The 9,244-nt window shown below is 71.1% G+C and carries 7 protein-coding genes; 1 reads left to right on the top strand and 6 read right to left on the bottom strand.

Going from position 1 to position 9,244, the window contains the following annotated elements:
* The 5 genes from AC1D01_RS11300 to AC1D01_RS11320 form a co-directional block, all read right to left on the bottom strand.
* Nucleotides 1-948 (bottom strand): acetyl-CoA carboxylase biotin carboxylase subunit (locus AC1D01_RS11300; protein WP_477866158.1); only part of this gene is annotated, 948 nt, incomplete at its 3' end.
* A 14-nt stretch (nt 949-962) separates the two neighbouring features.
* Complete coding sequence (locus AC1D01_RS11305) at nt 963-2,120, bottom strand: alpha/beta hydrolase family protein (protein WP_477866160.1); 1,158 nt, start codon at nt 2,118-2,120, stop codon at nt 963-965.
* An 11-nt stretch (nt 2,121-2,131) separates the two neighbouring features.
* Complete coding sequence (locus AC1D01_RS11310) at nt 2,132-2,914, bottom strand: enoyl-CoA hydratase/isomerase family protein (protein WP_477866162.1); 783 nt, start codon at nt 2,912-2,914, stop codon at nt 2,132-2,134.
* Nucleotides 2,915-2,922: 8 nt separating this feature from the next.
* The gene (locus tag AC1D01_RS11315; protein WP_477866164.1) at nt 2,923-4,092 is read right to left on the bottom strand and encodes a hypothetical protein; all 1,170 of its coding nucleotides are present in this window, start codon (nt 4,090-4,092) and stop codon (nt 2,923-2,925) included.
* A gap of 29 nt (nt 4,093-4,121) precedes the next feature.
* On the bottom strand, nt 4,122-5,744 hold the full coding sequence (locus AC1D01_RS11320; protein ID WP_477866166.1) for a carboxyl transferase domain-containing protein: 1,623 nt from the start codon (nt 5,742-5,744) through the stop codon (nt 4,122-4,124).
* Between the two features lie 122 nt (nt 5,745-5,866).
* On the opposite strand from AC1D01_RS11320, the gene AC1D01_RS11325 reads away from it, so the two are divergent.
* The gene (locus AC1D01_RS11325) at nt 5,867-6,919 is read left to right on the top strand and encodes an AraC family transcriptional regulator (protein WP_477866168.1); all 1,053 of its coding nucleotides are present in this window, start codon (nt 5,867-5,869) and stop codon (nt 6,917-6,919) included.
* A gap of 8 nt (nt 6,920-6,927) precedes the next feature.
* Here the strand turns inward: AC1D01_RS11325 and AC1D01_RS11330 are convergent, their stop codons facing one another.
* Complete coding sequence (locus tag AC1D01_RS11330; RefSeq protein WP_477866169.1) at nt 6,928-9,051, bottom strand: alpha/beta hydrolase domain-containing protein; 2,124 nt, start codon at nt 9,049-9,051, stop codon at nt 6,928-6,930.
* Nucleotides 9,052-9,244 lie beyond the last annotated feature (193 nt).

Genomic DNA, 9,244 nt, shown 5'->3' on the forward strand with positions numbered 1-9,244 from the left:
CTGCCACTCCACCAGGTCGAGCCCGGTGATCGCCTCGGTCACCGGGTGCTCGACCTGCAGCCGGGTGTTCATCTCCATGAAGTAGAAGCGCAGGTCGCCATCGGCCGCGGGTTCCGCGATGAACTCCACCGTGCCGGCCCCCACATACCCCACCGCCTGTGCCGCCGCCACCGCGGCCTGGCCCATCTCGCGCCGCCGCGCCTCGGTCATGCCGGGAGCCGGCGCCTCTTCGAGCACCTTCTGGTGGCGGCGCTGCACCGAGCAATCGCGCTCGAACAGGTAGACGCAGCGGCCGTGCGCATCGGCGAACACCTGGATCTCGATGTGGCGCGGGCGGGTCACGTAGCGTTCGACCAGCACCGCGTCGTCGCCGAAGCTGTTGATGGCCTCGCGCTTGCACGACGCGAGCGCGTCCTGGAACTCGGCCGACGAGGCCACCGCCCGCATGCCCTTGCCGCCGCCGCCGGCGCTCGCCTTGATCAGCACCGGGTAGCCGATGCGGTCGGCCTCGCGCTGCAGCAGCTGCGGGTCCTGGTCGGCACCGTGGTAGCYGGGCACCAGCGGCACGCCGGCCTCGGCCATCAGCCGCTTCGACTCGGCCTTCAGCCCCATCGCCTGGATGGCCGACGGCGGCGGGCCGATGAAGACCAGCCCGGCCTCGGCGCAGGCCTGCGCGAAGTCCTCGTTCTCGCTGAGGAAGCCGTAGCCGGGGTGGATGGCCTGCGCGCCGGTGGCGCGCGCGGCCTCGATGATGCGGTCGCCGCGCAGGTAGCTTTCCTTCGGCGCCGGGCCGCCGATCAGCACCGCCTCGTCGCAGGCGAGCACGTGCTGCGCGCCGGCGTCCGCGTCGGAATGCACCGCCACCGTGCGAATGCCGAGCCGGCGTGCGGTGGCCGCGACGCGGCAGGCGATCTCGCCACGGTTGGCGATCAGGATCTTCGTGAACATCGTTGTCTCCGGGTTCAGGGCGTCCACACCACGTCGTTGTCGACGGCGTACAGCTTGCAGGGCTCGCCGCGGCGCTTCTGGCAGAAGCCCAGCGCGCGCCCGATCGCCCAGTCGCCCGATGCGATGCCGTTTGCCCCATCGGCACCGATCGCGATCGCGCGCGGCGGCTTGGATTCGAGGAAGCGGGCATAGCGCGCCTCGCGCCCCGCCCCGGTCATCGGCACCTTGTCTGCGTCACCGATCGCCGCGAAGCCGCTGGCCGGCGGGCGCGCGATCGTGCCCGGCTTGTCGAAGCCGAGCTTCGCGAGCCAGGCCTCGACCAGCGGCACCCAGTGGTTCATGTCGAAGTTGATCGCGCCGTGGCCGTTGCTGCCCACGGCCGGCAGCTGGTGGAACTCGGCCTTGCCGCCGCCGGCGGTGAAGGCCTCGTGCCACATGCGCGGCACCGCGGCCCCGAAGAACAGGTCGTTCTCCCAGTACAGCCACAGCATCGGCGCGCTGGCCGTGGCGGCCTGCTCCTTCCACAGCGAGGCGACGCGCGCCGGGCTGCACGGATTGCCGGGGCGCAGCTCGGGGTTGCCGCCGGTGCCGCCGGAGAAGTTGATGCCCCCGACCAGGCCGGCCGGTTGCCGCGAGACGGTCGCGATGCTCGTGAAGCCGCCCACCGACTGGCCCATCACCAGCCAGCGCGAGGTGTCGATGTAGGGCAGCGTCTTCGCGAACGCGAGCGTCGCCAGCACCTGGTCGGACGCGGCCTTCGCCGAGGCGTCCACGCGCAGCGAGTTGCAGTCGCCGTTCGCCTCGGGATCGAAGTCGCCATACGTCTCGGCGTAGCCGACGCGCGTGGGCAGCAGCACCGCGAAGCCCTTGCTGACCAGGTAGCGCGAGACGTGCTCGAAGCGCTGGATGCCCTGCTGCGCGCGCTTGTCCGTCGTCGCGCGCCCGTGGTTCATGATGGCGAGCGGGAACGGCCCGTCGCCGCGCGGCCGGAAGATCACGACCGGGATCTGCCGCGTCTCCTGGCGGCCGTACAGGTCCTTCACGGTCACGCCGATGTGCTGCATCTCCTCGCGCAGGTCCTTCGACGGCACGACCTCCTCGGCCTGCTGCGCCGAGGCGCCCTGCGCCATGAGCGCGAGGCACAGGGCAAAGGCTTTCCACGCTGTCTTCATCGATCGCTTCCTCATGCCAGCCACGACGGCTTGCGCTTGCCCAGGAAGGCCTGCACGCCTTCGCGGCCTTCGTCGCTGGCGCGGATGTCGGCGATGCGGCGCGCGGTGTCTTCGCGCAGCGCCGCGCTGATCGGCTGGCCGGCGATGTCCTGCACCAGCCGCTTGCAGGCACGCGCCGCCATCGGCCCGTTGGCGACCAGGGCGGCCACGATCTCGTCGACCTTGGCGTCCAGCGCGTCGGCGGCGCAGACCTCGTGCACGAAGCCGAGCGACTGGGCCTGTGCCGCGCTGAAGCGCTCGGCCGTCACCAGGTAGCGGCGCGACGCCTGCTCGCCGAGCGCGCGGATCACGTACGGGCTGATGGTGGCCGGCAGCAGGCCGAGCTTCGCTTCGCTGAGGCAGAAGGTCGCCGCGTCGGACGCCACCAGCACGTCACACACCGCGGCCAGGCCGACACCGCCGGCATAGCAGTCGCCGTGGATGCGGCCGACCACCGGCACCGGGCAGCTGTACACCGCCCACAGCATGTCGGCCAGCGCCTGCGCATCGGCGCGGTTCTGCTCCCAGCTGTAGTCGGCCATCGCACGCATCCACGCCAGGTCGGCGCCGGCGCAGAAGGCCTTGCCGTGGCCGCCGAGGACGATGGCGCGCAGGCTGCCGTCGGCGCCGAGGGTGGCGAAGGTCTCGCGCRGCTCGGCGATCACGCCGTCGTTGAAGGCGTTGCGCACGTCGGGGCGGTTCAGCCAGACGCGGGCGACCGGGCCGTCGCGCCGGATGTCGAGGGTGGTGGTCATGGCTGCGTTCACTCGGTCGCCTGCGCGGCACGCGGCATCGGCACGGTCGCAGGAGCCGCCTGGAGCTGGCTCGCGCGGCTCACCCGCTGCGCCGGGTCGGTGCGCCAGACGACACGGTCGTCGACCGCGTAGAGCCAGCACGGCTTGCCTTCGCGCTCGCAGGCGCTCAACACATCGGCCATCGCCGAGACGCTGTCCGATGCCATGCGCGAGCTGCCGTCGGCCGCGACGGCGAACGCGCGCGGCATCGGCAAGGTCAGGAACTGCAGGTACTTGCCGCGCGCGTCGTCGCGCACCGGCACCGCGGCCACGTCGCTCAGGTTGGCGAACTTGCTGTCCGCGGGCGCGGCGAAGCGGTTGAGCTTCGGTTCGGCCGTCGACGCCGCCGTCGTCGAGAGCGCGACCTTGTCGGCCTCGGTCGGCACGACCCACACCACCGTCGAGTCGACCGCGTAGAGACGGCACGCCGCCCCTTTCGACGCGCGACGGCAGAAGTCCATCGCCCGCAGGTTCGGATCGGCCGGTGCCCCGGGCTCCAGGCCATGCCAGGAGTAGGACACGCCGACGTGCTGGCCGTCCTGGCTGGCCGCGAAGGCACGCGGCAGCGGGCGGCTCAGGAATTCGCGGTAGCGCGCGCGAGCCGCCGGCCCGTTCGGCACCTTGTCGACATCGTCCACCGCCGCGAACGCGGTGGAGGCCGGAATCGTGCGCGGATTCAGGCTGCTCGCATTGCCGCTGCCCTTCACGGCGAACAGGTCGAGGCTGGCCGTGCGGCCCATCGTGACAACCGCGACGCCCGGGTACTCGAAGGCGGCGCCGTTGGCGTAGTCGACGCCGGCACCGATCACGCCGCCGAGCAGGATGTTGCCGAACATCGCGGCGCGCGTGCTCGACTCGACGCTCAATTGCCCCGGCGGCAGCCCTGCCTGCCGGCACTCGATCTTCATCGGCTTGTTCGAGCGGCTGACCTGCAGGTCGCCGGGCGCACGCAGGCGCCAGCTGCCCTTGTCGTTGGTCAGCACGCAGTCGGCGGCCGGGACCGCGACGGCGTCCAGCGTCTCCACCTTCACGAACAGCGGCTGCGACGAGCCGCCCGACACGGACGCGCATCCGGCCAGGACAAGAGCCTCCAGGGCGGCCAGCGCGATGGCCGGACCTCGAATCAAGCTGATTTTCACAAGGCTCCTCCTCGTTGAATCGTCGTGCATCACATCCGGAACACGCCGAACTTCACGTCCGGAATCGGCGCGTTCAGGCTCGCGCTGATCGCGAGCGACAGCACGCGGCGCGTGTCGGCCGGGTCGATCACGCCGTCGTCCCACAGGCGTGCGCTCGCGTAGTACGGGTGCGCCTGCTGCTCGAACTGGTCGAGCACCGGCTGCTTGAAGGCGGCCTCCTGCTCGGCGCTCCAGCTGCCGCCCTTGGCCTCGATGCCGTCGCGGCGCACGGTGGCCAGCACGCTCGCGGCCTGCTCGCCGCCCATCACCGAGATGCGCGCGTTCGGCCACATCCACAGCAGCCGCGGGTCGAACGCGCGGCCGCACATGCCGTAGTTGCCGGCACCGAAGCTGCCGCCGATGATCACCGTGAACTTGGGCACCTGCGCGGTCGACACCGCCGTCACCATCTTCGCGCCGTGCTTGGCGATGCCCTCGGCCTCGTACTTGCGGCCCACCATGAAGCCGGTGATGTTCTGCAGGAACACCAGCGGGATCTTGCGCTGGCAGCACAGCTCGATGAAGTGAGCGCCCTTCTGCGCCGATTCGGAGAACAGCACGCCGTTGTTCGCGACGATGCCCACCGGCATGCCGTCGATGTGCGCGAAGCCGGTGACCAGCGTCGTGCCGTAGCGCGCCTTGAACTCCTCGAACTCGCTCGCGTCGACGATGCGCGCGATGATCTCGCGCACGTCGAACGGCTTGCGCCCGCTCTTACCTGATCCATCGGTGGGAATCACCCCGTGCAGCTCGGCCGCATCGAACAGCGGCGCGCGCGGCGCGATGCAGCGCAGCGCCGGATCCTTGCGCCAGTTCAGGTGCGCGACCGCGGTGCGCGCGATCGCGAGCGCATGGGTGTCGTTCTGCGCCAGGTGATCGGCCACGCCGGACAGGCGCGTGTGCACGTCGCCGCCGCCCAGGTCCTCGGCGCTGACCACCTCGCCGATGGCCGCCTTCACCAGCGGCGGGCCGGCCAGGAAGATCGTGCCCTGGTTCTTCACGATGATCGATTCGTCGCTCATCGCCGGCACGTAGGCGCCGCCGGCGGTGCACGAGCCCATCACGACGGCGATCTGCGGAATGCCCTGCGCGCTCATCTGCGCCTGGTTGAAGAAGATGCGGCCGAAGTGGTCGCGGTCGGGGAAGACCTCGTCCTGGTTCGGCAGGTTGGCGCCGCCGCTGTCGACCAGGTAGAGGCACGGCAGCCGGTTGGCCTGCGCGATCTCCTGCGCGCGCAGGTGCTTCTTGACCGTCATCGGGTAGTAGGTGCCACCCTTCACCGTCGCGTCGTTGCAGACGATCATGCAGTCGACGCCCGAGACGCGGCCGATGCCGGCGATCAGCCCGGCGCCCGGCGCGTCGTCGTTGTACATGCCGAGCGCGGCCAGCGGCGCCACCTCGAGGAAGGGCGTGTCGGGGTCGAGCAGCATCTCGACGCGATCGCGCGGCAGCAGCTTGCCGCGCGCGAGGTGCTTGGCGCGGGGGCCATCGCCGCCGCCCTGCGCGATGCGCGCCAGCTTCGCGTTCAGGTCGTCGACCAGCGCGCGCATCGCCGCGGCATTGGCCTTGAAGTCTTCCGAGCGGGGGCTGAGCTTGGACGCGAGGGCGGGCATGAGGTCTCCTGGGCGCGCGGTCGCCGGTGCCGCGCTGGGCGAAGTCTAGGCTTGCGCAGCATACGCAGCCACCGACCGCATCGGCGGCCATGCAGGTTGCAAATCGTGCCAGACTTGCCGGCATGCCCCGAGTCACGCTCTCCACACCGGCCCCGCTGCGCGGCAGCCGCACCGCCGCCACGCCGATGGCCTTCGTGCGTGCCGTGGTGCTGGCCTACGAGCGCTACGGTGTCGACCCGCGCGGCGCGCTGCAGCAGGCACAAATCACGCCAGCCGAACTGCGGCGCAGCGAGGCCCGCATCACCGCGGCGCAGATGGAGGCGCTGTGCGCCTTCGCGATGCAGGAGCTCGATGACGAAGCGCTCGGCTGGTTCGCGCGCAAGCTGCCGTGGGGCAGCTACGGCATGCTGTGCCGGGCCTCGATCACGTCGCCGACGCTCGGCGTGGCCTTGAAGCGCTGGTGCCGGCACCACCGGCTGCTGACCGACGACCTGGTGCTCGACCTGACGGTCGACGGGGYGCTCGCGACCATCACGCTCGACGAGCACCGCCGCTTCGGCGCGCTGCGCGAGTTCTGCCTGGTCACCAGCCTGCGCTACCTGCACGGCTTCGCGTGCTGGGCGATCGACTCGCGGATCGCGCTGCGCGACGCGCGCTTCCCGTTCGCCGCACCGCCGCACCGCGACGTGTACCCGGTGCTGTTCCCCGGTGCAGTCCGGTTCGATGCGCCGCAGGCCGGCTTCAGCTTCGACGCGCAGGACTTGGCGATGCCGCTGCGGCGCGACGAACGCGCGCTGCAGACGATGCTGCAACGCGCGCTGCCGCTGACCGTGCTGCCCTACCGGCGCGACCGGCTGCTGGCGCGCCGCGTGCGCGAGCTGCTGCGGCAGGATGCCGCGCGGCTCGGCACCGCGGACGCGCTGGCGCATGCGCTGAACCTGTCGGTGCGCAGCCTGCACCGGCAGCTGAAGGACGAAGGCGTCGGCTTGCAGGCGCTGAAGGATGAAGTGCGGCGCGACCAGGCCAGCGAGCTGCTGCTGCGCACCGACCGGCCGGTCAAGCAGGTGGCGCTGGCCGTCGGCTTCGACAACGACAAGAGCTTCGCGCGGGCGTTCAAGCTGTGGACCGGCAAGTCGCCGCGCGATTTCCGCCATCCAGGTGGCAACCCGGGTTAGCACCCGGGCTACGGGAGCACTGCTGTCGCGGTGGCCTGCTGGATGCGCAGATCCGCATCCCGCTGCAACAGGAAGCGCTGCGCCACCAGCCGGTTCGCCGCGGCCGTCACCGCCGCCACGTAGCCGGCCTGGTTGCCGTACAGCGACTCGAGCGAAGGCCGCCCGTCGCCGGCCGCCAGCCGGGCCGCCTCGGTCGCATGGAACGGCAGGTAGCTGCCGGTCAGGCTCGTCAGGTCGACGACCCCCGGCGCAGCCACGTAGTTGAACTCGATGCTCGTGCCCAGCGGCGCCTGCACCTCGACGCCGCGGATGCCGGCGGTCGACAGGCCGGTGGACGGGTCCACCTGCGGCACCAGGATCGCGTAGTCGACCCCCACCAGCGGCGGCAACTGCGTCGCGATGCCGCTCTCGTCCTGCGGCACGTACTGCGGCCCGAAGTCCAGCACCTTGTACGCATTGAACCAGCCGCGGTACGAGAAATCCGGCACCGCCGTCGCGATGCCGGCCACCGGCCAGCTCACGCCCTTGATCGCCGGGAAGGCGACCTGCTCGGGCCGCACCAGCGTGCCGTCGGCCAGCGCCGGCACCTGGCTGGCCGGCGGCGCGACATCGCGCACCACCCAGTCTTCGAGCGCGATGAACAGCGCGCGGAAGGTGTCGCTGTGGTGCGCCACCGTGCCGCGGGGGTAGACGCTGTTCGCCGGGGCGTACGCGATGCTCGACGTGCCGCCGGCGCCGCCATGCTGCGTCGCGGCGTAGTAGTAGATGCGGGCGTTCTCCGGCTGCACGAGGTCGCGGAAGCCCCAGGCATCGGTCAGCACCGGCGAGCCCTGCAGCTGCCAGAACTCGGTGCCCGACAGGCCGAGGAAGAACTTCGGGCAGGTGTTGCTGGCCGCGCAGCGCGTCATCACCCCGCCCTGCCGGCCGGTCAGCGGATCGACCGCGTCCTTGTCGAGCGCGCGCGGTGCCGTCTGCCCGAACGCGGTGTGGTCGGTGCGGATCGCGCCGCCGCCACCCGGCACCGCGAAGCGCGTGTTGATGTTGGTCTGGCGCGCGGCGACGTGCGCATAGATCCCGTCGAACACCTTGCTGCCGTCCAGCGCCTGGTTGAAGCCCAGGTGCAGGAAGGTCTTCATCGCGTTGCCCGACTGCGAGGTGCCCTGGCCGATGGCATGCGTGATGCGGCCCGCCAGCGGGTTGGCGACGCCATCGGCATCGGCCGCCCGGTGGCGCAGGAAGCTCACCGTGTCGCGCAGCGCGGCCAGCCCGACGCCCATCACCTTCGGGTCCTTCGCGACGTAGACCAGCTCGTACAGCCAGGCCGGGTCGAAGCCGCCTTTCAGGCAGACCTTGCTGCCGTCGGGCGTGCCGGGAAAGGGCTTGGCCGCGTTGTCGCAATCCGCGAACTTCCAGTCGGCCGGGGGGATGGCCACGCGGGCATCGCCCTCGTTGAGGCGGCGTGTCAGCGAGTAGCCCGGCAGGCTGTTGTCGAGGCTGGCCGGGGCGTAGGGAATCATGGTGCCGTTGAAGACGCCGCCCGGCAGCGTCATCACCGGCGTCGCGGCGGCAGGGATCAACTCGCTGCGGTAGCTGCCGGTGATGCTGCTGCCGTCCTTGTTGACGGCCACCGGCACGCTGAGCGTCAGCCGCGCGGCGCTGCTCTTCGGCACGTCGCCCTGCCAGGCCGCGTACAGCAGCACGTAGCCGCGTTCGAAGAACACCGCATCGCTCGGCGTCGCGGCCGGGTTCGGCATCGTCAGGATGTTGCCGCGGTTGGGCGCGTCGTAGCGCAGCACGCCGCTGGCCTTCGCCATGTCCTTCGGCTTGAGCAGCACGAACTCCGACTGGTACTCGACCATGCCGCGCGCATTGACCGGCGCGAGCGCCAGGTCCTGGATGACGGCGTTGTGCGGGTCCTTCGGATCGACCTCGCCGCGCAGCGTGCCGCTGAGCTTCTCGTAGGCGCCGACGCTGCCCCAGTTGCCAGCGACATCCTCGGTGGCCGTGATGGCGAGGTGGACCTGTGGCACGGTGGCCGCGGGAGCGGYCGTGCCGCTATCGTCACCACCGCAGCCGCCCAGCGAGGCTACCAGCGCGAGCGCCGCCAGCCGCTTGAAATCGAAGCGTGTCATGTTGTCTCCTGTCGGTTGAAAAGGCTCCGCCCCGGGGCGCTCTGGCGGCGCCCTCTGCAGGGAGGCGGGTGGGTGCGCCGAAGTGCCCGGATCACTCGGGTTCGATGCCGGCGGCCTGGATGACCTTGCCCCACTTCTTGGTCTCGGTGGCCTGGAAGGCGGCCAGCCCGTCGGAGCTGGTCGTGAACGGCAC

It is taken from the genome of Rhizobacter sp. P3_B12 (genome assembly GCF_056402895.1).

Coding starts and splice junctions, on each gene's coding strand:
- AC1D01_RS11320 (WP_477866166.1), bottom strand. CDS start 5,744: ATGCCCGCCCTCGCGTCCAAGCTCAGCCCCCGCTCGGAAGACTTCAAG.
- AC1D01_RS11305 (WP_477866160.1), bottom strand. CDS start 2,120: ATGAAGACAGCGTGGAAAGCCTTTGCCCTGTGCCTCGCGCTCATGGCG.